Genomic DNA, 20,771 nt, shown 5'->3' on the forward strand with positions numbered 1-20,771 from the left:
GCCGATGACCCCGCCCGCACCTTCTCCTCCTCCGCGCCCGCTGACCCGCGCCGCCGCGTTCGCGCTCGGCGCCGTCGCGGGCTACGCCGCCGACGCCCGCTTCGCCGACCCCCGCCGGGGCCACCCGGTCGCCGTCTTCGGCAGCGTCGCGACCCGGCTGGAGCGGCGGCTGTGGCGCGACGACCGCGGCGCCGGGGCCGGGTACACGGCACTGTGTGTGGGCGCGGTGGCGGCGGGCGCGCTCGCCCTGGACCGTACGGTGGGCCGACGCCCGCTGGGCCGGGCGGCGCTGGCGGCGGCCGCGACCTGGACGGTGCTCGGCGGCACCTCGCTGACCCGGGAGGCGCGCACCATCGGCCGCTCGCTGGCCGCGGGCGACCTCGCGGCCGCCCGGGAGCGGCTGCCGCACCTGTGCGGGCGGGATCCGAGCGCGCTGGACGGGCAGCAGATCGCCCGGGCGGTGGTCGAGTCGGTGGCCGAGAACACCGCCGACGCCGTGGTGAACGCGCTGACCTGGGGCGCCCTGGCCGGCACCCCCGGTCTGCTGGCCTTCCGCGCCGTGAACACCCTGGACGCCATGGTGGGCCACCGCTCGCCGCGCCACGCCCGGTTCGGCTGGGCCTCGGCCCGGCTGGACGACCTGGCGGGCTGGCCGGGCGCCCGGCTGACGGCGCTGCTGACGGTGGCCGCCGCGCCCGAGCCCCGGACGGCCTGGCGGGTCTGGCGGCGCGACGGCTCCGCGCACCCGAGCCCGAACGCGGGCCAGGCGGAGGCGGCGTTCGCCGGCGCGGTCGGCGTACGGCTGGGCGGGACGCTGCGGTACGGCGAGCGGATCGAGCACCGGCCGGTCCTGGGCGCGGAGCTGCGGCCGGTGACGGTGGACGACATCGAGCGGGCCTGCGCGCTCTCCCGGCGGGTGGGCGCACTGGCGCTGGGTACGACGGTCGCGGGGCACGTCCTGCTGCGGACGTTCCTGGGGAAGAGGGGATGGGCATGACGAACGCGCTGCTGGTCGCGGGGACGACCTCGGACGCGGGCAAGAGCGTGGTGACGGCCGGGATCTGCCGTTGGCTCGCCCGCCAGGGCGTACGGGTCGCGCCGTTCAAGGCGCAGAACATGTCGCTGAACTCCTTCGTCACCGCCGACGGCGCCGAGATCGGCCGCGCCCAGGCGATGCAGGCGCAGGCCGCCCGGGTGGAGCCGGAGGCGGCGATGAACCCGGTGCTGCTCAAGCCCGGCGCGGACGGCCGCAGCCAGGTGGTGCTGCTCGGCCGGCCGGTGGCCGAGGTGGGCGCGCTGGACTACCGCGAGCGCAAGCCCGTTCTGCTGGAGCGCGCCCTGGAGTGCCTGGCCGACCTGCGCCGCCGCTACGACGTGGTGGTCTGCGAGGGCGCGGGCTCGCCCGCCGAGATCAACCTGCGCGACCGCGACATCGCCAACATGGGCCTGGCCACGGCCGCCGGACTGCCCGTGGTGGTGGTCGGGGACATCGACCGCGGCGGAGTCTTCGCGGCGATGTACGGGACGCTGGCGCTGCTGTCGGCGGAGGACCAGCGGCACGTGGCGGGCTGGTTCGTCAACAAGTTCCGTGGCGACGCGCGGCTGCTGGCACCCGGGCTGGAGATGCTGCACGAGCTGACCGGCCGTCCGGTGCTGGGCACACTGCCGATGCTGCCCGGGCTCTGGCTGGACGCCGAGGACTCGCTGGACCTGTCCACGGTGGTGGACCGGGCGGACGGGCCCGGGCCGCTCGGCGCGGACGTGCTGCGGGTGGCCGTGGTGCGCTTCCCGCGGCTGTCCAACTTCACCGACGTGGACGCGCTCGCGCAGGAGCCGGGCGTGCTGGTGCGCTGGGCGACCAGGCCGGAGGAGCTGGCCGACGCCGACCTGGTGGTGCTGCCCGGCACCCGGGCCACCGTCGCGGACCTCGCCTGGCTGCGCGAGCGCGGCCTGGAGCCGGCCCTGAAGGCGCGGGCGGCGGCCGGGCTGCCGGTCCTCGGGGTCTGCGGCGGCTACCAGATGCTGGCGCACTCGATCGTGGACGAGGTCGAGTCCAAGTCGGGTGCCGTGGAGGGCCTCGGCCTGTTGCCGACGCACGTGCGGTTCGGCATCGAGAAGGTGCTGGCACGGCCGGTCGGCGAGGCGTACGGGCAGCGGGTGGAGGGTTACGAGATCCACCACGGGGTGGTGGCGGTCGAAGGCGGCGACACGTTCGTCTCCGACGGCCACGGGCGGAGTCTGGACGGCTGCCGGGTGGGCTCGGTCTGGGGGACGACCTGGCACGGCGTGCTGGAGAACGACGGGTTCCGCCGCGAACTCCTGCGCGAGGTCGCCGAGTTGTCCGGCCGGGCGTTCGTCCCGGCGCCGGACACCTCCTTCGCCGCGGCGCGCGAGGCCCGGCTGGACCGGCTGGGCGACCTGATCGAGGAGCACGCGGACACCGACGCGCTGTGGAAGCTGATCGAGGGCGGAGTGCCGGCGGCCGGATCGCTGCCGTTCGTCCCGCCCGGGGCCCCTGGGAGTGACGCATGAACCGGGTACGGCAGCAGAGCCGGACGGGACCGCAGGGCCAAGCAGGGCCGCAGAGCCGGGCACGACAGGAGTGGGGTACGGCATGAGTGACGTCCGCTATCCGTTCACCGCGATCGTCGGCATGGCCGACCTGCGGCTGGGACTGCTGCTGAACGCGGTCTCCCCGGCCGTGGGCGGCGTGCTGGTGCGCGGCGAGAAGGGCACCGCGAAGTCGACCATGGTGCGCGCGCTGGCCGGCCTGCTGCCGGTCATCGCCGCCGTGGACGACTGCCGCTTCGCCTGCGACCCGGCCGCGCCCGACCCGCAGTGCCCGGACGGGCCGCACGTCTCCCCGTCCTTCGCCGAACGGCCTTCCCAGCTGGTCGAGTTGCCGGTCGGCGTGGCCGAGGACCGGATCGTCGGCTCGCTCGACCTGGAGCGGGCGCTGGCCGAGGGCGTCAAGGCGTACGAGCCCGGGCTGCTCGCCAGGGCGCACCGCGGCGTGCTCTACATCGACGAGGTGAACCTGCTCCAGGACCACGTGGTGGACCTGCTGCTGGACGCCGCCGCGATGGGCCGCTCCTACGTCGAGCGGGAGGGCGTGTCGGTGCGGCACGCGGCCCGGTTCCTGCTGGTCGGCACGATGAACCCGGAGGAGGGCGAGCTGCGGCCGCAGCTGCTCGACCGGTTCGGTCTGACCGTCGAGATCGCCGCCACCCGGGACCCGGCCGAGCGCGCCGAGGTGGTCCGCCGCCGCCTCGCGTACGACGCGGACCCGGCCGGCTTCGCCGCACGGTTCGCCGAGGAGGAGCGGGCGCTCGCCGAACACATCACCACGGCCCGGGAGTTGCTGCCCAGGGTCGAGCTGACCGATGTGGCACTGCGTCAGATCACCGCCGTGTGCGCCGCGTTCGAGGTGGACGGGCTGCGCGCGGACATCGTGATGGCCCGCACCGCCGTCGCACTGGCCGCCTGGGACGGGCGCACCGAGGTCCTGGAGGAGGACGTCCGCAAGGCCGCCCAGCTGGCGCTGCCGCACCGGCGCCGCCGCAACCCCTTCGACGCGCCGGGGCTGGACGAGGAGCAGCTGGACCGGACGCTGGAGGAGCACGCCCAGCAGGAGGCCCCGGAGCCCGAGGGCGACGGACCCGGCCCGGACGGCGACGGCGGCCCGGACGGGGGCCCGGAGGACGGCGGTCCGGACGGGCGCGGCCCCGACGGCGGTGGCCCCGACGGCGGTGGCGCGCCCGAACCGTCCGACGGCGGCCCCGAGGTGTCCGCCGGCGAGAGTGCCGGGGAGCCCGCCCAGCCGCCCGTACCGGCCCAACATCCCTCCCCCGCACGGGAGTCGGCGCCGGTCGCGGCCGGGGACCCGTACCGGACCCGGCTGTTCACCGTGCGGGGCACCGGGCACGGCGCCCAGGGCCGCCGCTCCCCCGCCGAGACCACCGGCGGGCACACCATCCGCGCGCGCCGCCCGCAGGGCGCGCTCGGCCGGCTGCACCTGACCGCAACCCTCCAGGCCGCCGCGCCGCACCAGGCCGCGCGCGGGCGCAGCGGCCGGGCGCTGGTGCTGAACAAGGACGACTTCCGCGAACAGGTCCGCCAGGGGCGGGAGTCCAACCTGGTGCTGTTCGTGGTGGACGCCTCCGGCTCGATGGCCGCCCGGCAGCGGATGACCGCCGTCAAGGGTGCGGTGCTGTCGCTGCTGATGGACGCCTACCAGCGCCGCGACAAGATCGGCATGATCACTTTCCGGGGCGCGGGCGCCGAGCTGGCGCTGCCGCCCACCTCCTCGGTGGAGGTCGGCGCGGCCCGGCTGGAGTCGCTGCCCACCGGCGGGCGGACCCCGCTGGCCGCCGGCCTGCTGCGCGCGCACGAGGTGCTGCGGGTGGAGCGGCTGCGTGACCCGAACCGGCGCCCGCTGCTGGTCGTGGTGACCGACGGCCGGGCCACCGGCGGGCGGGACGCGCTCGCCCGGTCGCAGCGCGCGGCCGCCCTGTTCGCGGCGCAGGGCACGGCGAGCGTGGTGCTGGACTGCGAGTCCGGCCCGGTCCGCCTGGGCCTGGCCCGTACGCTGGCCGGGCTGCTCGGCGGCACCGCCGTCAGCCTGGACGAGCTGCGCGCCGAGGGCGTCGCCTCGCTCGTCCGCGAGAACCGTCCCACGACCGTCCGCGAGAACCGTGCGACCACCATGCGAAAGGCGGCCTGACCCATGCCCAAGGGTGTCCCCGAGAGCGTTCCCGACGACGGCCTGACGACCCGCCAGCGCCGTACGCTGCCGATCACCGCCGTGCACACCGGCCCGGGCAAGGGCAAGTCCACGGCCGCGTTCGGCATGGCGCTGCGGGCCTGGAACCAGGGCTGGCCGGTCGGGGTGTTCCAGTTCGTGAAGTCCGCCAAGTGGAAGGTCGGCGAGGAGAACGCGCTGCGCGTGCTCGGCGCCTCCGGCGAGGGCGGCACCGTCGACTGGCACAAGATGGGCTCCGGCTGGTCCTGGATCCAGCGCTCCGCCGAGCAGGAGATGTCCAGCGAGGAGGCGGCCAAGGAGGGCTGGGAGCAGGTCAAGCGGGACCTCGCGGCCGAGACCTACCGCTTCTACGTGTTGGACGAGTTCACCTACCCGATGCACTGGGGGTGGGTCGACCCGGACGAGGTGGTGGCCGTGCTCAGGGACCGCCCGGGCAGCCAGCACGTCGTCATCACCGGCCGGTACGCGCCCGAGGCGCTGGCCGGATTCGCCGACCTGGTCACCGAGATGACCAAGGTCAAGCACCCCATGGACGCCGGCCGCAAGGGCCAGCGCGGTATCGAGTGGTGAGCCTGCGCACGTGAACATCCCCCGCCTCGTCGTCGCCGCGCCCTCCTCGGGCGCCGGCAAGACCACCGTCGCCACCGGCCTGATCGCGGCGCTCGCCGCCCGCGGGCTGGCGGTGTCGCCGCACAAGGTCGGCCCGGACTACATCGACCCGGGCTACCACGCGCTCGCCGCCGGACGCCCGGGCCGCAACCTGGACGCCTTCATGTGCGGTCCGGAGCGGATCGCACCGCTGTTCCTGCACGGCGCGGCGGGGGCGGACGTCGCGGTGGTCGAGGGCGTCATGGGGCTGTTCGACGGGGCTTCCGGGCGCGGGGAGCTGGCGTCCACGGCGCACGTCGCCAAGCTGTTGCGGGCGCCGGTGGTGCTGGTGGTGGACGGCTCCTCGCAGTCCCGCTCGGTGGCCGCGCTGGTGCACGGCTTCGCCTCCTGGGACCCGCAGGTGCGGCTCGCCGGGGTGATCCTCAACCGGGTCGCCTCCGACCGGCACGAGCAGCTCCTGCGCGAGGCACTGGAGGAGGGCTCCGGCGTACCGGTGCTGGGCGCACTGCGCCGCTCCGCGGCGGTCGCCACACCGTCCCGCCACCTCGGGCTGATCCCGGCGGTGGAGCGCTCGGCGGAGGCTCTCAAGGCGGTCGCCGACATGGGTGAACTGGTGGCCTCCTCGGTCGACCTGGACGCCCTGCTCGAACTCGCCCGGACGGCACCGGCGTTGGATGCCGAGGCGTGGGACCCGTCGGCCGAGGTCACCCCGGTGGCCGGCCGGCCGCGGATCGCGATGGCGGGCGGCGCGGCCTTCTCGTTCTCGTACGCCGAGAACGCCGAACTGCTCGGCGCAGCGGGCGCGGAGGTGGTCCCGTTCGACCCGCTGCACGCCTCGGCGCTGCCCGAGGGCGCGGCCGGTCTGGTGATCGGCGGCGGCTTCCCGGAGCTGTACGTCCGCGAGCTGAGCGGCAACGCCCCGCTGCGCGCCGCCATCGCCGCGTTCGCCGCCGCGGGCGGGCCGATCGCCGCCGAGTGCGCCGGGCTGCTCTACCTGGGCCGGGAGCTGGACGGCCTGCCGATGTGCGGCGTGCTGGCCACCGACGCCCGGATGACCGAACGGCTCACCCTCGGCTACCGGGAGGCGGTCGCCCTGCACGACTCCCCGCTGGCCCCGGCCGGCACCAGGCTGCGCGGCCACGAGTTCCACCGCACGGTCTGCGACCCCGGCGCGAGCGAACTCCCCGCCTGGGGCTGGCGCCTCCCGACCGGTCCCCGCACCGAGGGCTTCGCGGGCGGCAACGTGCACGCCTCCTACCTGCACCTGCACTGGGCGGGCGCGCCGACGCTGGCGTCCTCCTTCACGGCCGCGGCGGCGAACTTCGCGGCGGGGGCGACGGGGACGGCGGGGGCCGCGTAGTTCACGGCTCCGGCCTCGGCGCTCTCGGCGCCGGCCCTGAGGCTCTCGGCTCTCAGCTCTCAGCTCTCAGCTCCGGCCTCGGCGGCGGCCCTCCCGGGAAACACCGCGACGCCGCCGGGTGTCCGGCTCTATGCTCCGCGCATGCATGTGATCGTCCTCAACGGCGGGTCCAGCTCCGGCAAGTCGAGCATCGCCCGGTGCCTGCAGGAGCTGCTGCCGGAGCCGTGGCTGCACATCGGGGCCGACACCATGGTCGACGCGCTGCCGCCGTCGCTGCGCGGTGGCGGCGAGGGGATCGGCGGGCTGGAGGACGGGGACGGCACGGTCGAGGTCGGCCCGGTCTTCGCCGCGCTGGACGCCGCCTGGACGATCGGGGTGGCGGCGATGGCCCGGGCCGGGGCCCGGATCGTGGTGGACGAGGTGTTCCTCGGCGGCGCCGCTTCGCAGGCCCGGTGGCGGGCGGCGCTGGAGGGCCTGGACGTGCTCTGGGTCGGGGTGCGCTGCGATCCGGCGGTGGCCGCGGAGCGGGAGGCCGCGCGCGGCGACCGGGTGGCCGGGATGGCCGCCGCGCAGGCGGAGGCGGTGCACCAGGGGGTCACGTACGACCTGGTGGTGGACAGCTCACGGGCGTCCGCGGCGGTCTGCGCCCGGGCCGTGACCGCGCGGGTGCCGGCCGGCGGCTCGTCGGGCGCGCAGGTGGGCGTCCAGGCGGGCGTCCAGACCGACGTACAGGCCCACGTGCGGGCCGACGCGGCCTCGTAGCCCCGCGGGCTACTCGCGGTCGAGCAGCGCGGCGAGGTAGCGCGCCACCTCGTCGCGCAGTTCCTCGGGCGCCGGGACGTGCCAGTGCCCGCTGCCCGCCGTCGCGTTGAACAGCACTCCGTCGCACCAGCGGATCAGACGGCGGGCGTCGGCCGTCGGGTCCGCCGAGCCGCACTGCGCGAGCAGCACGGCGGCGATGTCGGCGAAGCGCCCGCCCAGACGGTCGTAGACGGCGCGCAGTTCGGGCCGCCGGGTGGCCTCCAGGGCGAGTTCCAGGCGGGCCAGGGTGAGCCGGCGGCCGCTGGTGAGCGCCTGGTGCAGCAGGGCGGCGCCGACCCGGACGAGGATGTCCCGCGCGGAGGAGGGGCTGGGCGGCGCCGCGGCGGGAGGCTCCACGGTGAGGAACGGGTAGTCCTCGGTCTCCCGCCGGACGATCCGGGTGAGCGCGAGTTCGAGCAGGGCGGCCCTGGTTCGGGCGAGGTTGGAGGTCGAACCGGCGGGCAGGCCGGCCTCCTCGTCCACGGCGCGGTGGGTCAGCCCGCGCAGGCCGCGCTCGGCGATCAGGGCGATGGCGGCGTCGGCGATCAGGGTCGGGCGCGGGGGCGTCATGGGTCCGATCATGGCCTTTCCCCTCGGGCGATCCCAATTTACTACAGCAGTAGTGTCCAGCGAACTACATCTGTAGTACGGTGCCGAACAGGCGCACACTACGGATGTAGTGCGAGGAGAGGAGCCCCCTCATGGACAGCCCACAGGGCAGGCAGCAAGCGATCGTCATCGGCGGCGGCATCGGCGGACTCACCGCCGCCCTCGCCCTCCACCGGCAGGGCGTCCCGGTACGCGTCCACGAGCGCGCCGACTCCCTCGAACCCGTCGGCGCCGGGCTCGCTCTGGCCCCCAACGCCCTGCGCTCCCTCGACCGGCTCGGCGTCGGCGAGCGCCTGCGCGCCCTCGCCACCCCGCACCCCGCAGTCGGCCTGCGCCACCCCTCCGGCCGCTGGCTCGCCCGCACCAGCACCTCGGTCTTCGAGGCCTACTTCGGCGACACCATCGCCGCCGTCGCCCGCGCCGACGTCATCGCCGCCCTGGTCGACGCGCTCCCGGAGGGCACCGTCAGCACCGGCTCGCCCGCGACCGTCGTCACCCCCGGCAGCGCCACCGAGCCCGCCGTCGTCCGCACCACCGACGGGGAGCAGACGGCCGGCCTGGTCGTCGCCGCCGACGGCATCCGCTCCGCGACCCGGGGCCTGCTCTTCCCCCGGCACCCCGGCCCCCGCTACAGCGGTTTCACCACCTGGCGCGCCGTCGTCACCCCCGACCGCCGCCCGGCCGCCGTCGGCGAGGTGTGGGGCCGCGGGCAGCTCGCCGGAATCGTCCCGCTCGCCGACGGCCGGGTCTACGTCTACGGCGCCGCCCTCGCCCCGGCCGGTGAGCGGGCCGCCGACGGGGACGAGCGGGCCGAACTCCTGCGCCGGTACGGCGACTGGTGCGCCCCCGTACCGCAGCTGTTCGCCCTGGCCGAGCCCGAGCGCGTCCTGCGCCACGACGTCTGGGACCTCGCCGACCCGCTGCCCGCCCACCACCACGGCCGGGTCGCCCTCCTCGGCGACGCCGCCCACGCGATGTGCCCCTTCCAGGGCCAGGGCGCCTGCCAGGCCATCGAGGACGCCCTCGTCCTCGGTTCCCTGCTCACCCCCGGCACCGACCCGGCCGCCGCCCTGCCCGCCTACACCGCCGCCCGGCTCCCCCGCACCACCGCCGTCGTCGCCGGCTCCCGCCGCATCGGCGACCTCGTCGCCCTCCGCTCCCCCGTCGCCACCGGCCTGCGCACCGCCGCGCTCACCCTCGCCGGCCTCCTCCCCGCCCGCGCCCTGCTGAGCCGCTCGGCCCCGACGTACAACTGGCGGCCGCCGGCCCTGGGCGGGGTGGGGTGAGGGGACCTGCCGTCCGCCGAGCAGGCGCACCACGGCAGTCCGGCCGCGGGGGCTACGCGTCGGCGTCGTTCGGATGCCGACGCGAGGCGTGGATGAAGTGAACGGTGCGGGCCGCCTCATCCACCCCGTACCGCACCCTGCCGCCGGCGGTCACCTCGTACTCCCACTGCGGCAGCTCGGCCCCCCGAAGAACCGGGTCGCGAGGCGCCCCCGGAGTCGGTGCCGGCCGTCGGGGTTCCGCCCCGCCAACGGCTTCGCCCGGAGCGCCTCGACGGCAGTTCGGAACACGTTCCGCACGTCAATCGCCGTTCGGCCACCGGGCTGCCGGTGTCGGTGGGGATTGCGATGATGCGCGCCATGAGTGACGCCGGCCGTCGGGCCATCACCGAGTACTGGGACGCGGCCGCTGCGGCCTTCGACGAGGAGCCCGACCACGGGTTGCGGGAGGAACCGGTGCGGGCGGCGTGGCTGCGGCGGGTGCGGGGCTGGGTGCCGGGCGGAGCGGCGGATGTGCTGGACGTCGGGTGCGGCACCGGGTCGCTGTCGCTGCTGCTCGCGGCGGACGGGCACCGGGTGACGGGGCTGGACCTGGCGCCGCGGATGGTCGGGCGGGCCAGGGCGAAGCTGGTCGCGGCGGGCCTGACGGCGCGGTTCCTGGTGGGAGACGCGAGCGCACCGCCGGTCGGGGACGGGAGCTTCGACGTGCTGCTGTCGCGCCACCTGCTCTGGACGCTCCCCGAGCCCGAGCGGGCGCTGCGCGCCTGGGTGCGGCTGCTGCGGCCCGGCGGCCGGCTCGTCCTGGTCGAGGGCCGCTGGCGCGAGGCCGGGCAGGCCGCCGCCTCGCCGTACGCGACCGGGGCGGGGCGGCTGCCGTGGGGCGGCGGGGTCGGGGCGGAGGAACTCGCGGCAGCCGTCCGTCCGCTGGTGTCCGAGCTTCGGGTCGAGCCGCTCGGCGGGGAGGCCGAGCTGTGGGGCGGATCGGTGGACGACGAGCGGTACGCGCTGGTCGCCCGCCGTTGAGCGGCCTGCCGGGCGTCCGCGTCGGGCGCGCCTGCCGAAGGCGCCGTCGAGCGGGTCGGACCGGTGGCAGGCGGCGCAGCGCAGCCGTGTGGAGATCGCCACCGCGCCCATGGAAACGTCCTCACGCCCGTCGGCCGGGGCCGGGAGGAGGCCGGCTCCCCGCAGTCCAGGCAGACGCGGCGGGGCGGGCGGCGATGTCCCTCGGGGCCTTCTCTTTCATCGGGCCCTCTCCCCCCCCGCTGGGCTTCCGCAGGGAACAACGCGGCCGGGACACCGCCGGGCACGCGGCCCGCCGCACCGCCCCGTCAGCGCAGCCGCAGGCGAAGGGCGCCCCCGGTGTCGAGGCCGAACCCGGCGGCCCAGGCCAGCGCCTGGGCCATCGGGGCCTCGCGCTCGGCGAGGCGGACGGCGGCGAGGCCCGCCGGGATCTTGCCGGCCGCCGAGAGCTCCGCCCACTGGCGGCCGTTGAGCGCGAGGTAGCGCAGTTCGGGGAGGTCCGCCAGGACGGTCAGGTCGCGGACGGCGGCGCCGGAGACGTCCAGGCCGCGCACGTTCGGCACCGCCCGCAGCACGGAGAGGTCGACCGCCGCCGGGCCCTCCGCCGCCGGTGTCGCCAACTCCAGTGTCCGGAGCGTGCGGTGACCCGCCAACGCGGTCAGGTCGCCGCCCGCCAGGGTGACCCGCAGGGACTCCACCGGCAGCTCGCGCAGCGGCGACAGGTCGGCCGTCACCGAGCGGTTGAGGTGCAACCGCCGCAGCCGGTGCGCGGCCGCGAGGGGCGAGAGGTCCACGGGGCCCGTCGCGTCGTTGACGTGCAGCGCCTGGAGGCCGGACGGGACGGTGGCGGGGATCGCGCCGATGATCTCCCGTCGGCCGGGCGCCCCCGCGCCGAACGCCCCGCCCGTCAGCCCGATCCACTCCTCCTCGGCCTCGTAGGCGCCTGCCGCCAGCTGGTCCGCGTAGCGGCCGAACAGCGCCGTGACGGACTCGGCGACGTACTGCGGACCCGCGTCGTGGTCGCGGCCGATCCGGATCACCTGGCCGGGGCGGCCGTCGCGGGCCGGGGCGAGGTCGACGGCGAGGTAGTTGCCGTCCCTGCCCGTGGCGAACGGCAGCCAGGCCGGGTGTCCGCCGCAGCGGCGCACCGTCTCCGGCGGGTCCGCGTCGAGGACGACCCCGTTCCAGCCGAGGTCCCAGCCGAACCAGGCGGGGACGCTCAGGTGCTCGTGGACGGCGGCCATGCCCGCCAGGGACAGCCAGCCGTAGCCGCCGACGAGGTGCCCTTGCCGGCCGTCGACCTCGTCGCCGTCGGCGATCCGGTAGAGCGCCCGCAGGTCGGCGGGCAGGGCGTGGCCGAGGCGGCGTTCGACCGCCTCGATCGCGCTGTGGGAGGCGGGCGGCGGCAGCCGGTCCGGGCGGCCGAGGATGGCGGCGCGGCGCTCCAGCTGGGCACGGAAGTGCGCGACGGCGAGGGCCGGGTCTCCGGCCGGGGCGGCGGTGCCGGGCTCCTGGTCGGCGCCGGGCTCGGGCAGCCGGTAGTCGTCGTCCAGAACGGCGAGGAAGCCGTCCCCGGAGGAGCGCAGGCTGCTGAGCGAGTCGTCGGACACGATCAGTTCGTGCTCCCCGGACGGGCGGCAGCGCAGTTCCAGGGTCATCCGCTGCCAGCTGCGGGCCTGCCGGACGCCCTCGGACAGCAGGTAGAGCTCCCCGAAGGGCGCCTGCACCGGAATGCCCCGACCGGCGGCACCGGGAACGAGGTAGTCGCCGGAGTACGAGAGGCCGCCCGGGCCCGCCGACGCGGCGAGCACGGCCTCCGTCCAGCCCTCGGGCGCCGCGGCGACGATGCCCTCGGCGATCTGCCGCGCCGCCGCAACGATCACCGGCTCTTCGACCCCTTCGACCCCTTCGACCCCTTCGACCCCTTCGACCCCTTCGACCCCTTCGACCCCTTCGACCCCTTCGACCCCTTCGACCCTTTCGACCTCTTCGGCCTGTCCGACTGGTTCGGTCATCGCCCCGCCCCTCCTGTGCCGTGCTGCGCGACAGCCTGCCGGGAGGCACCGACAACGACCGCGGGCGCGGGGCCGGCCCCGGTTCCGGGGAGCCGCGCCGAGCCCAGGGGCGCCGGCCCCGGGTCAGAGGAGCGGCTCGGTGTCCCCGTGCGCGACGAGGAGCTTGCGCAGCAGGGCGTCGAGCTGCGTGCGCTCGTCCGCGTCGAGGGCCGAGAGGATGCGCTCCTCGTTGTGGACGTGACCGGCCAGGGCGCCGTCGATCAGCTCCTTGCCGGCCGGGGTGAGGCGGACCAGGACGGCCCGGCGGTCGGTCGGGCAGGGGTTGCGCTCGACCAGGCCCTTGGCGGACAGCCGGTCGACCCGGTTGGTGATGGCGCCCGAGGTGACCATCGCGGACTTGAGCAGCGCGCGGGCGTTGAGCTCGTACGGCTCGCCGGAGCGGCGCAGGGTGGCCAGCACGTCGAACTCGGAGGAGTCCAGGCCGCGGGTGGTGAAGTACTCGCGCAGGGCGTTGTCGACCCGGACGTTGAGCCGTCGCAGCCGGCCGATCAGCGCCATGGGTCCGGCGTCCAGGTCGGGGCGGGCCCGGGCCCACTGCTCGACGATGTCGTCCACGGTGTCGCGCTGCTGCATGCCCGCCGCCCTCCCGGAGCCGTCTGTCCGAAGCCGTTTTCATCCAACGCAGATATCTTAACATTCACATACTTGACGTTCTCCGATCCCGGGCGTAGAAAGTATCTCAACGTTCACATAATCAACGTTCAGGGGGACGTCATGGACCGCAAGCGCGCAGCGATCGCCGCCACCGCCGCACTCGCCCCGGCCGCGTGGGGCACCACCTACCTCGTCACCACCCAGCTGCTGCCCGAGGGCCGCCCGCTGCTGCTCGCCGCGCTCCGCGCGCTCCCCGCCGGGCTGCTCCTGCTGCTGATCGGCCGCCGACTTCCCAAGGGGCGCTGGTGGGGGCGCGCGGCCGTCCTCGGGATGCTCAACATCGGGCTGTTCTTCCCGCTGATGTTCGTCGGCGCCTACCGCCTGCCCGGCGGCGTCGCCGCCACCATCGGGGCGATCCAGCCGCTGCTCGTCGCCGGGTTCTCGATCGGCGTGCTGCGGGTGCTGCCCGGACGGCGGGCGGTGATCGCCGGCCTGGTCGGGGTCGGCGGAGTGGCCCTGCTGGTGCTCAAGAGCGGCGCGCGACTGGACGGCATCGGGATCGCCGCGATGGTCGCCGGGGTCGCACTGATGGCCATGGGCACCGTCCTCACCCGCCGCTGGGGCCGCCCCGAGGGCGCCACCCTGCTCGACCTCACCGCCTGGCAGCTCCTGGCCGGCTCGGTCTTCCTCGTCCCGCTCGCCGCCGTGGTCGAGGGCGCGCCGCCCGCCCTGAGCGCCGCCAACCTGGCCGGCTTCGCCTACCTCGGCCTGATCGGCACCGCCCTCGGCTACTTCCTCTGGTTCCGCGGCATCGAACACCTCGGCGCCGGCCCGGCCTCGTTCCTGGGCCTGATCAACCCGGTCGTCGCCACCCTCGGCGGCCTCATCGTCCTCGGCCAGACCCTCACCCCCTGGCAGCTCCTCGGCCTCCTCCTCGCCCTCGCCGCCATGCTCGCCGGCCAGGCCCCCGCCCGCCGCACCCAGGCTCAGGCTCCGGCGCCTGCTCCCGCCGCCGCCCCGACCCCCGTCCCCCGCCCCGAACCGGCCGCCACGCGCTGACCAGCGCCCCCGGACACCCGCGCCCCGCCGACTCCGTCTCGGCGGGGCGCAGACGTGCACGGCGGTCGACCACGGGAGACCGGACGGGCCACGGCGACGGCGGAACCGGGCGGGGGCGCAGCCACTCCGCACACCGCCGGGACTCACGGCCACGCCGACACCGACCGCAGCCGGCCACCGGCCGGCGGGTCAGCCGGTGGCGCGGATGTAGATGTCGGCGGCGCCGGGGAGGCCGCCGGGGATGGTGGCGACGTAGATGCGGCGGGCGGTGGGGACGTGGGTGGGGAGGTCGGTGGGGCTCGGGCCGGGGATCCAGGTCGGCGTGGGGGTCCGGGTCGGGGTGGGCTCGTCGGGGGCGGGCTCGTCCGGCGCGGCGGCGACGGCGGGGGCCGGGGCCGGGTCGGCGGCGGGGTCCGCGGGGTCCGCGGGGTCGGCAGCGGGGTAGCTGGGTTCCGGGGTGGGGGTGGAGGGGAGGGTGGGGTCGGCCTCCGCGGACGGGCTCTCGGTGGGGGTGGCAGCGACGGTGGGGGTGGCGCCCGGCGGCAGCGGGGACTCGGGGAGTTCCGGGGCCTCGGCCGGCTCGTCGCCGCCGAGGGCAGCGAGCAGGTCGGCCGGGAGGGGGGCGGCCGGGCCGGGCGAGGGGAGATCGTAGGCGCTGAGGAAGTCGCCGAGGCCGGGGGCCCTGCCGCCGCCGAGACGGTAGTGCAGGTAGGCGACCGGGGCGCCGTCGGAGGTGTGGGCGTAGACGGCGCCGACCGGGATGTAGAAGCGGCCGACCCCGGGGTGCTGGGAGGGGTGGAAGCCGGCCAGGCGTTCGGCGCGGTCGCGATCGGTCTCGCGGCCGGTGCGGCCGGCGGTGAGCGCGTTGACGCCGCGCACCACCAGGGCGGCGGCGACGGACACGCAGAGCACCAGCCCGACGGCGACGGTGCGTCGCAGGACCGGGCGGCCGTGCAGGGCGGGCCAGGAGTCGGCCACCATGCGCTCGGGTGGGATGCCGTCCACGGTTGTCTTGCTCCCCCGTTCGGTCGGAACGCTCGATCAGGACGTCTGATCAGGACATTCGTTCGGAACGCCTGATCAGGACGTCACACTTTGCTCGACGTGGGACCGTAGCCGAGAGTTCCTCAGCCCAGGTAGGCGGGGGCGACCGCGGCCCTGGTGACCGGCTGCGCACGGCCCGAACCGTCCGCCGGGACGGTCCACAGGTCGGCGCCGTAGTCGCCGGGCAGGGCGTAGAGCAGGGTGCCGTCGCCGGACCAGAGCGCCTGGTCGTCGATGTTGCGCTGCTCAGCGGTGGCGGTCTCCGTCATGGTGGCGAGGTCGAGCACGTACAGCCGCCACGGGGCGTCGGCGGGCAGGCCGGGGACGCGCTTCTTGTACGCGACGCGGGTGCCGTCCGGGGAGAGCGAGGGGCACTCGACGTTGTCGTGCAGGGTGGTGAGGGTGCGGGCGGCGAGGTCGCCGCGGACGAGGTGGGTCTGCCCGGCACTGGCGAGGGTGGCGTAGAAGGTGTTGTCGTCGGCAAAGGTGACGCCCCAGATGTTGATGTCGTGCGCCTGGTACGGGTGACCGTCCAGGACGACCGCGAAGTCCTCCAGGTTCTCCCGCAGGTTCCAGTCCCGGACGTCCACGATCGAGGTGCGGGTGGAGAAGTCGCTGCCCGCGTACGAGTCGCCGCTGACGAAGACCGTCCAGGCGGCGAGGTGCCCGGACGGCGAGACCCGGGAGCGGGTGGGGATGCCGGCCGCCGGGAACGAGCGGAGTTCGCGCAGGTGGCCGTCCAGGACGACGGCGCGGTAGGTGTCCTCCAGCGCGCCGTGCTGGGCCTGGAGGCAGATGCCGGTGCCGGCGGCGGCGTGGAAGCGCAGGCACCGGACGCCGGAGGCGGTGCGCGGGCCGTCGGGGCGGTCGGCGGCGACGGTGGTGATCTCGTCCCGGTGCGGACCCCAGGCCATGTTGCGGAACAGCAGCTGCCGGCCGTGGCCGGACGCCTGGAGCGAGACGGTGCCGGAGGCGACCTCCGGCCCGCCGGGCTGGACCTCGTCCCGACGGGCGGTGCGGTCGGCGGCGTAGAGCACGGCTCCGGTGCCGACGGCGCCGAGCAGCACGACGGCGACCAGCAGCACGATCACCCTGGTCCGGTTCTGCGGGTTCACGGGTTCTCCTCGGCGGCGGGGACGGGTTCGGACTTCCCGGCAGCAGCAGCGGCAGCCGGTTCGGACGGGCGCAGCACCGCCGCCGCGCCGAGCACGCACAGCGCCAGCGCCCCCGCCGACCAGCCCAGCGCCGCCGGGCCGCCGACCGCGCCCCACAGCGCGCCGAACAGCAGCGAGCAGGCGAACCGGGCCAGCGCCTGCCCGGTTCCGACCAGGGCGAGCCCGGCGCCGCGCTGCCCGGCGGGTACGGCGTCGGCGGCCGCGGCGGCGAGCACGCCGTCGGTGGCCGCGTAGAAGGTGCCGTGCAGCACCAGCACGCAGAGCACCGCCGGCAGCCCGCGCAGCGGCGAGAGCAGCAGTCCGTACCCGAGCAGCAGCACCCCGTGCCCGGCGAGGAAGAGCCGGTGGCGGCCGATCCGGTCGGCGAGCGCGCCGAGCGGGACGGCGAGCAGCAGGAAGGCTGCGGCGGTGCCCAGCGGCAGCAGCGGGAACAGGCCGACGGGCAGGTCCAGGCGGCGCTGGACGAGCAGGTAGAGGAAGGAGTCGCTGACGGTGGTGAGGCCGAGCAGGACGGCGCAGAGCGTCAACCGGCGCAGCCCCGGCAGCCGCAGCAGGGTGAGGCTGTCGCGCAGCGAGGGGGCGGAAGTCGACAAGTCGTCACCCTGCTGCCGGTTCGGCACGAACAGCAGCAGGATCAGCACGCCGAGCGCGGCGACGCACGAGCTGACCGTGAACACCGCGTCGTAGCCGTGCCGTTCACCGCCGTCGGCGAGCAGCGGGCCGCCGGCCAGCCGTAGCACCAGGAAGGCGGTGAGCGGGCCGAGCAGGGCGCCGGCCGTGTCCATCGCCCGGTGCACGCCGAACGCCCGGCCGCGGTGGGCGGGGTCGGTGGCGAGCGAGATCATCGCGTCCCGGGGCGCGGTGCGCAGGCCCTTGCCGGTGCGGTCGACGGCGATCACGGCGCCGATCAGCGGCACGGTGTGGACGAACAGCAGCAGCGGGCGGCACAGCGCGGACAGCCCGTACCCGACGGCCGCGACGGCCTTGTGGCGGGCGGCTCCGTCGCGGCCGCGTCGGTCGGAGAGGTGGCCGCCGGCCAGCCGGACCAGCGCGCTGAAGCCGTTCTGGATGCCGTCGAGCAGGCCGAAGCCGAGCGGGGAGAGGCCGAGGCCGGTGAGCAGGTAGAGGGGGAGGACGGCGGTGACCATCTCGGAGGAGATGTCGGTGACCAGGCTGACGGTGCCGAGGGCGACGACCGCCCCGGGCACGGCGCCCCGCCGCATCGGGCCGGCGGCCGGCGCAGCGGCAGCCGGCCCAGCGGGGGCCTTCGAGCTGCGGGAGTCCGCGACGTACACGGGCGTCAGTTCCGGATTCCGGCGTTGTCGGCGGCGCCGGCGGAGTTGCCCGCGTGGGCGTTGACTCCGGCCGGGCCCTCCGGGGGGTGCCGCACGAGGGCCGCGGACGCGGAAGCGGAAGCGGGGGTGCCGGGGGTGAGGGTCCCGGGGGTGCGCAGTCGTGCGAAGACCATGGGGGTCCTCCGGATGTCGGGGCTTCCTGGGCGGGAGCGCCGAAAACAGTAGGAGCACCGTGGTGTCGTGTACCGCACAACACGGGTGAAGAACAGGCGAACAGCTGCCGCGCACGGACGCGCCGACGGCGACAGGAACAGCGTCGGGAACGGCGTCGGATGTCACACCCGCCGCGATTGACCCGTTCCGGCCGGGCGTGGTGGGATCACCGGAGCTCGGGACGAAAGGGTGCGGTACGTGAGCGGACTGGTCACCATCGTCCCGCGCACCCTGGTGGTCGGCATCGGAGCGAGCAGCGGCGCCGAACGGACCGAGGTGCTGCGCCTGCTGACGGACACCCTCCAGGAGGCCGGACTGGCCCGCTCCGCGGTCGCCCGGCTGGCCACCGTGGCGGGCAAGGCGGACCACCCGGCGGTGCGCTGGGCGGCGGACCGCCTCACCGGGGTGCCGGTGGACGAGCACCCGGCCGAGGTCCTGGCGGACGTGCCGGTCCCGAACCCCTCCAGCACGGTCGGTACGGCCGTCGGCACCGCGAGCGTGGCCGAGGCGGCGGCGCTGGCGAGCGCTCCGGGCGGCCGGCTCGTGGTCACCAAGCGCAGGTCGGCGCGGGCCACGGTCGCGATCGCCCGGGCGGCGGTGCGCGGACGGCTCGTGCTGATCGACCTCGACGCGGGCCCACCGGCACCGCGGGTACGGGCGGAGCTGCGGCGCGCCTCGGCGGTCGTGGGCGCGCCCGCGGCCGTCGACGCGGTGGCCGGCGCACTCCGGCCGGGCACCCCGCGGATCGCGGTGACGGACGGCGGGCCCCGACCACCGCTGGACGCCTTCGGCGGAGCGTTCGACCGCATCGGGGCGGCCGTCGCCCTCGCCTCCCACGGCCACACCGTCGCGCTGGTCACCTTCGGCGACGACCCGGGAGCAACCGTGCCACCCGGCCCGTACGAGCTTCGTCGCGTCCACCACCACCGGCCCTGACCACCCGAACCGCCCGCAAGGAGACCCCGCGTGACCGCCCCCGAACCCGACCTGCGCCACCACGGCGACGCCGAGGTGCGCGCCGACGGGCTCGGCCTGGTCGACCTCGCCGTCAACGTCCGCACCGGCACTCCCCCGGCCTGGCTGCGCGAGCACCTCGCAGCCACCCTCGGCGACCTCGCCGCCTACCCCGACCAGAGCGCCGCGCGCGCCGCGGTGGCCGCCCGGCACGCCCGCCCGGTCGGGGAGGTGCTGCTCACCTCGGGCGCGGCGGAGGCCTTCGTGCTGCTGGCGCGCGTACTGACGTCCAGTCACATTGTCGTGGTTCACCCGCAGTTCACCGAGCCGGAGGCGGCCCTGCGGGACGCCGGACACCGGGTGCACCGGGTGCTGCTCTCGCCCGAGGACGGGTTCCGGCTGGGTGCCGTCCCCGAGGAGGCGGACCTGGTCGTCCTCGGCAACCCGACCAACCCGACCTCCGTGCTGCACCCCGCCGAGGCCGTCGCCGCACTGGCCCGGCCGGGGCGCACCCTGGTGGTGGACGAGGCGTTCATGGACACCGTCCCGGGCGAGCGGGAGTCCCTCGCCGCCGTCCGGGACCTGCCCGGCCGGGTCGTCGTCCTGCGCAGCCTCACCAAGACCTGGGGCCTGGCCGGACTGCGGATCGGCTATGTGCTCGGGCCTGCGCCGCTGATCGCCGACCTCGGTGCCGCCCAGCCGCTCTGGCCGGTCTCCACCCCGGCACTGGCCGCCGCCGAGGCGTGCAGCGGCCCGGCGGCACTCGCCGAGGCGGAGCAGGCCGCGGCCGAACTGGCGCTCCGGCGCGAACACTTGGTGAAGGGCCTGGCCGCCTTCCCGTCGGTGCGGCAGTACGGCGAACCGGCCGCCTCCTTCGTCCTGGTACGGCTGCCGGACGCGGCGGCCGTCCGGCAGCGGCTGCGCGAGCACGGCTTCGCCGTCCGGCGCGGGGACACCTTCCCGGGCCTGGGCGAGGAGTGGCTGCGGATCGCCGTCCGGGACGAGGCGACGACCGACCGCTTCCTCAACGCCCTTGAGACCGTGCTCGGCTCGGCGTGAGAGCGGGCTCGGCCGGACGAAGGGCCGGCGCTCAGTCCACCGTGAACCGGTCTCCGGTCCGGATCACGCCGGGTACCACCACCTGGGCGTACACCCCCGCGCAGGGCAGCGCCGGCATGCCCTCCAGCGGCACCACCCGGTTCTGCTCGGCCGGGATGCGCAGTGCCTCGGGGCGGCGGGGCAGCGCCCCGTGCCGCAGGGTGGGGACGGCGCAGCGCGGGGTGGGCGCGAGGACCCGCAGGCGCAGCGTCGGTCCGATCGCCAACTCCCGCCCCACCCAGGCGTTCTCGGCGTACCCCTCGCCCTCGGTGCGGACCACCAGGTTGGGCCGGTAGCGCTCGGCCGCGCTGCCGGTGGCGCGCAGCGTCGCGGTGGTGATCAGGTGCAGCGGCGCGAAGTCGAAGAAGCCGCCGTCCGGTGCGGCGCGGCCCAACTCGTTGACGGTGAAGTCCGTTTCGGCCGCGATGCCGCGGGCCAGCACCTCCTCCGGCACGGCCCGCTCGACGGTCGCGCCGGGCGGGCGCTCGGCGATCAGTGCGACCTCGCGGCCGAGCGCCGCGGACAGCTCCTGCGCGTCCGTGCCGCGTCCGTCCGGGCCGGTGATCGCCACGCCGCCGTCCGCCGTGGTCCTGGCCGTGTACCCCAGCAGGCCGGACCACAGCCGGGGCCGCTTGGCGCTGGCCACCCGGCCGGTGGCCAGGTCGAGCAGCGCCCGTTCCCGATCGCCGGCCAGGCCCCGGCCGGTCACCTCGGCCCGGTCCAGCTCCTCGCCGAGCAGCCCCTTCACCGGGTAGCGCCGCAGTCTTTCGACCGTGCCGGCCACCTGTCCTCCGCCTGCTCCCACCTCGGCCTCGCCGGC

At 76.1% G+C, this 20,771-nt stretch carries 18 protein-coding genes and 1 pseudogene; 11 read left to right on the forward strand and 8 right to left on the reverse strand.

The window, feature by feature from the left end; translation table 11 throughout:
• Positions 1-4 precede the first annotated feature (4 nt).
• The 6 genes and pseudogenes from ACIRRH_RS12430 to cpt form a co-directional block, all read left to right on the forward strand.
• Positions 5-997: a cobalamin biosynthesis protein gene (locus tag ACIRRH_RS12430; RefSeq protein WP_403065708.1), complete on the forward strand. Its 993-nt coding sequence runs from the start codon at positions 5-7 to the stop codon at positions 995-997.
• Positions 994-2,532, forward strand: coding sequence for a cobyric acid synthase (locus tag ACIRRH_RS12435; RefSeq protein WP_403065711.1), 1,539 nt, complete (start codon positions 994-996; stop codon positions 2,530-2,532). The genes ACIRRH_RS12430 and ACIRRH_RS12435 overlap by 4 nt, the downstream gene beginning before the upstream one ends.
• A gap of 82 nt (positions 2,533-2,614) precedes the next feature.
• Positions 2,615-4,723, forward strand: a complete 2,109-nt coding sequence (locus ACIRRH_RS12440; RefSeq protein WP_403065714.1) for a putative cobaltochelatase — start codon at positions 2,615-2,617, stop codon at positions 4,721-4,723.
• 3 nt (positions 4,724-4,726) lie between these two features.
• Positions 4,727-5,332, forward strand: a complete 606-nt coding sequence (cobO, locus tag ACIRRH_RS12445; protein ID WP_403065717.1) for a cob(I)yrinic acid a,c-diamide adenosyltransferase — start codon at positions 4,727-4,729, stop codon at positions 5,330-5,332.
• Between the two features lie 10 nt (positions 5,333-5,342).
• Complete coding sequence (locus ACIRRH_RS12450; RefSeq protein WP_403065720.1) at positions 5,343-6,731, forward strand: cobyrinate a,c-diamide synthase; 1,389 nt, start codon at positions 5,343-5,345, stop codon at positions 6,729-6,731.
• A gap of 141 nt (positions 6,732-6,872) precedes the next feature.
• Positions 6,873-7,400: pseudogene (cpt, locus tag ACIRRH_RS12455) on the forward strand (chloramphenicol phosphotransferase CPT); the annotation flags it as partial.
• A 102-nt stretch (positions 7,401-7,502) separates the two neighbouring features.
• On the opposite strand, the gene ACIRRH_RS12460 reads toward cpt, so the two are convergent.
• Entirely contained in the window at positions 7,503-8,102 is a 600-nt protein-coding gene (locus ACIRRH_RS12460; protein WP_403065722.1) for a TetR/AcrR family transcriptional regulator, read from the reverse strand.
• A 131-nt stretch (positions 8,103-8,233) separates the two neighbouring features.
• On the opposite strand from ACIRRH_RS12460, the gene ACIRRH_RS12465 reads away from it, so the two are divergent.
• Together ACIRRH_RS12465 and ACIRRH_RS12470 are read left to right on the forward strand one after the other, a co-directional pair.
• Positions 8,234-9,427 carry an FAD-dependent monooxygenase gene (locus tag ACIRRH_RS12465; protein ID WP_403065725.1) on the forward strand — a complete coding sequence of 398 codons (1,194 nt, stop codon included), beginning with the start codon at positions 8,234-8,236 and terminating at the stop codon, positions 9,425-9,427.
• 357 nt (positions 9,428-9,784) lie between these two features.
• Positions 9,785-10,447, forward strand: coding sequence for a class I SAM-dependent methyltransferase (locus tag ACIRRH_RS12470; RefSeq protein WP_403065727.1), 663 nt, complete (start codon positions 9,785-9,787; stop codon positions 10,445-10,447).
• A 305-nt stretch (positions 10,448-10,752) separates the two neighbouring features.
• On the opposite strand, the gene ACIRRH_RS12475 is transcribed toward ACIRRH_RS12470, so the two are convergent.
• Together ACIRRH_RS12475 and ACIRRH_RS12480 are read right to left on the reverse strand one after the other, a co-directional pair.
• Positions 10,753-12,459 (reverse strand): SMI1/KNR4 family protein, encoded by a 1,707-nt coding sequence (locus tag ACIRRH_RS12475; protein ID WP_403065730.1) that lies wholly within the window; start codon positions 12,457-12,459, stop codon positions 10,753-10,755.
• Positions 12,460-12,582: 123 nt separating this feature from the next.
• Positions 12,583-13,092: a MarR family winged helix-turn-helix transcriptional regulator gene (locus ACIRRH_RS12480; protein WP_403065733.1), complete on the reverse strand. Its 510-nt coding sequence runs from the start codon at positions 13,090-13,092 to the stop codon at positions 12,583-12,585.
• A gap of 141 nt (positions 13,093-13,233) precedes the next feature.
• Between ACIRRH_RS12480 and ACIRRH_RS12485 the strand changes: the two genes are divergently transcribed.
• Positions 13,234-14,172, forward strand: coding sequence for an EamA family transporter (locus ACIRRH_RS12485; protein ID WP_403065736.1), 939 nt, complete (start codon positions 13,234-13,236; stop codon positions 14,170-14,172).
• A gap of 189 nt (positions 14,173-14,361) precedes the next feature.
• Here ACIRRH_RS12485 and ACIRRH_RS12490 read toward each other — a convergent pair whose 3' ends face one another.
• The 4 genes from ACIRRH_RS12490 to ACIRRH_RS12505 all read right to left on the reverse strand — a co-directional run bounded on the left by ACIRRH_RS12490 (position 14,362) and on the right by ACIRRH_RS12505 (position 17,859).
• Positions 14,362-15,177: a hypothetical protein gene (locus ACIRRH_RS12490; RefSeq protein WP_403065739.1), complete on the reverse strand. Its 816-nt coding sequence runs from the start codon at positions 15,175-15,177 to the stop codon at positions 14,362-14,364.
• Positions 15,178-15,299: 122 nt separating this feature from the next.
• Complete coding sequence (locus tag ACIRRH_RS12495; RefSeq protein ID WP_403065742.1) at positions 15,300-16,331, reverse strand: TolB family protein; 1,032 nt, start codon at positions 16,329-16,331, stop codon at positions 15,300-15,302.
• Positions 16,328-17,686, reverse strand: coding sequence for an MFS transporter (locus ACIRRH_RS12500; protein WP_403065745.1), 1,359 nt, complete (start codon positions 17,684-17,686; stop codon positions 16,328-16,330). Before ACIRRH_RS12500 ends, ACIRRH_RS12495 begins: the two co-directional genes overlap by 4 nt.
• Positions 17,687-17,691: 5 nt before the next feature.
• On the reverse strand, positions 17,692-17,859 hold the full coding sequence (locus tag ACIRRH_RS12505) for a hypothetical protein (RefSeq protein ID WP_403065748.1): 168 nt from the start codon (positions 17,857-17,859) through the stop codon (positions 17,692-17,694).
• A gap of 238 nt (positions 17,860-18,097) precedes the next feature.
• Here ACIRRH_RS12505 and ACIRRH_RS12510 point away from each other — a divergent pair, with 238 nt between their 5' ends.
• A complete protein-coding gene (locus ACIRRH_RS12510) occupies positions 18,098-18,835 on the forward strand; it encodes a cobalamin biosynthesis protein (RefSeq protein ID WP_403065751.1) in 738 nt (245 codons plus the stop codon).
• 30 nt (positions 18,836-18,865) lie between these two features.
• Entirely contained in the window at positions 18,866-19,912 is a 1,047-nt protein-coding gene (gene cobC / locus ACIRRH_RS12515; RefSeq protein WP_403065754.1) for an Rv2231c family pyridoxal phosphate-dependent protein CobC, read from the forward strand.
• Between the two features lie 31 nt (positions 19,913-19,943).
• On the opposite strand, the gene ACIRRH_RS12520 is transcribed toward cobC, so the two are convergent.
• The gene (locus ACIRRH_RS12520) at positions 19,944-20,735 is read right to left on the reverse strand and encodes an MOSC domain-containing protein (protein ID WP_403065757.1); all 792 of its coding nucleotides are present in this window, start codon (positions 20,733-20,735) and stop codon (positions 19,944-19,946) included.
• Between the last annotated feature and the right edge of the window lie 36 nt (positions 20,736-20,771).

Origin of the sequence: Kitasatospora sp. NPDC101235, assembly GCF_044767505.1 — a bacterium.
GTDB lineage: Bacteria > Actinomycetota > Actinomycetes > Streptomycetales > Streptomycetaceae > Kitasatospora.

Excerpts from the sequence above, each read along its gene's own strand:
- ACIRRH_RS12430 (WP_403065708.1), top strand. The coding sequence starts at position 5 with ATGACCCCGCCCGCACCTTCTCCTCCTCCGCGCCCGCTGACCCGCGCC.
- ACIRRH_RS12435 (WP_403065711.1), top strand. The coding sequence starts at position 994 with ATGACGAACGCGCTGCTGGTCGCGGGGACGACCTCGGACGCGGGCAAG.
- ACIRRH_RS12440 (WP_403065714.1), top strand. The coding sequence starts at position 2,615 with ATGAGTGACGTCCGCTATCCGTTCACCGCGATCGTCGGCATGGCCGAC.
- cobO (WP_403065717.1), top strand. The coding sequence starts at position 4,727 with ATGCCCAAGGGTGTCCCCGAGAGCGTTCCCGACGACGGCCTGACGACC.
- ACIRRH_RS12460 (WP_403065722.1), bottom strand. The coding sequence starts at position 8,102 with ATGACGCCCCCGCGCCCGACCCTGATCGCCGACGCCGCCATCGCCCTG.
- ACIRRH_RS12465 (WP_403065725.1), top strand. The coding sequence starts at position 8,234 with ATGGACAGCCCACAGGGCAGGCAGCAAGCGATCGTCATCGGCGGCGGC.
- ACIRRH_RS12470 (WP_403065727.1), top strand. The coding sequence starts at position 9,785 with ATGAGTGACGCCGGCCGTCGGGCCATCACCGAGTACTGGGACGCGGCC.
- ACIRRH_RS12475 (WP_403065730.1), bottom strand. The coding sequence starts at position 12,459 with ATGACCGAACCAGTCGGACAGGCCGAAGAGGTCGAAAGGGTCGAAGGG.
- ACIRRH_RS12480 (WP_403065733.1), bottom strand. The coding sequence starts at position 13,092 with ATGCAGCAGCGCGACACCGTGGACGACATCGTCGAGCAGTGGGCCCGG.
- ACIRRH_RS12485 (WP_403065736.1), top strand. The coding sequence starts at position 13,234 with ATGGACCGCAAGCGCGCAGCGATCGCCGCCACCGCCGCACTCGCCCCG.
- ACIRRH_RS12505 (WP_403065748.1), bottom strand. The coding sequence starts at position 17,859 with ATGGTCTTCGCACGACTGCGCACCCCCGGGACCCTCACCCCCGGCACC.